This is a genomic window from Streptomyces tateyamensis (assembly GCF_003205575.1).
GTDB classification, from domain to species: Bacteria; Actinomycetota; Actinomycetes; order Streptomycetales; family Streptomycetaceae; genus Kitasatospora; species Kitasatospora tateyamensis.
Genome location: NZ_PYBW01000328.1, coordinates 1 through 250 on the forward strand (window position 1 = coordinate 1; position 250 = coordinate 250).

At 81.6% G+C, this 250-nt stretch carries 1 pseudogene; it reads left to right on the plus strand.

From position 1 onward, the window contains the following. Positions 1-250, plus strand: a pseudogene (locus tag C7C46_RS35670) (hypothetical protein); the annotation flags it as partial.

Sequence of the window (250 nt, forward strand, 5' to 3'; positions counted from 1 at the left end):
TGCGGGAGGTGGTGGCGAAGGCACTGGCCAAGCGGCCCGGGGACCGGTTCGCGGACGCGGCAGCGATGGCGGCGGCAGCCCGGGCCGCGGCGGGGAGCGAGGAGCCGGGCGCACGGCGGGCGGGGCTGACCCCGCGCCCGGCGGCGCGGGGCGCGGCTGCCCGGGTGGCGAAGGCGGCCGAGGAGGCCGCGGTGCCCGAGGTGGTCGACGTACCCGACGTAGCCGAGGTGGTCGAGGCCGCCGTCCAGCC